Raw genomic sequence first — 728 nt, forward strand, 5'->3', positions numbered from 1 at the left:
TGGCCGGTTCGCTGGATGGTGGGGTCGCGGAGTGTGTGCTGGTCGAGGTGTCGGCCGGGGTGCACGAGGTGTTGGGGCTGGTGCAGGGGTGGTTGGCCGAGGAGCGGTTCGCGTCCTCGCGGTTGGTGGTGGTGACGCGGGGTGCGGTGGCGGTGTCCGAGGCCGAGGATGTGGATCCGGTGCGGGCGGCGGTGTGGGGTCTGGTGCGGGCGGCGCAGGCCGAGCAGCCGGGCCGGTTCGTGTTGCTGGACGTGGACACCGAGTCCCTCGACGAGGGCACGGTGGGTCAGGCGCTGGCTTCGGGTGAGGCGCAGGTCGCGGTGCGGGCCGGTGCGGTGTGGATACCGCGTCTGGTGCGTACGGTGGTGGCGCCGGTCGAGGAGGATCGCGCTCCGGTGTTCGGTCCGCAGGGCACGGTCCTGGTCACCGGAGGAACCGGCGGCCTGGGCGCGTTGGCGGCCAGGCATCTGGTGACGGCCTACGGTGTGCGGCAGCTGCTGCTGGTCAGCCGTCGTGGTGCGCAGGCGCCGGGGGCGGCCGAGCTGGTGGCGGAGCTGACCGAGCTGGGTGCCACGGTCGAGGTCGCGGCGTGCGACGTCGGTGACCGGGAGGCGCTGGCCGGGCTGATCGCGGGTATTCCGGCCGGTCAGCCGCTGAGTGGTGTGGTGCACGCGGCCGGAGTCCTGGACGACGGTGTGATCACCGCGCTCACCCCCGAGCGGCTGGAC

At 73.4% G+C, this 728-nt stretch carries 1 protein-coding gene; it reads left to right on the top strand.

What is annotated here, in order from left to right; translation table 11 throughout:
• Window positions 1-728: SDR family NAD(P)-dependent oxidoreductase (locus ACFFRH_RS44340; protein ID WP_386164222.1), on the top strand; the 728-nt coding region annotated here is incomplete at both ends.

It is taken from the genome of Streptosporangium vulgare, from assembly GCF_042428775.1.
GTDB lineage: Bacteria > Actinomycetota > Actinomycetes > Streptosporangiales > Streptosporangiaceae > Streptosporangium > Streptosporangium vulgare.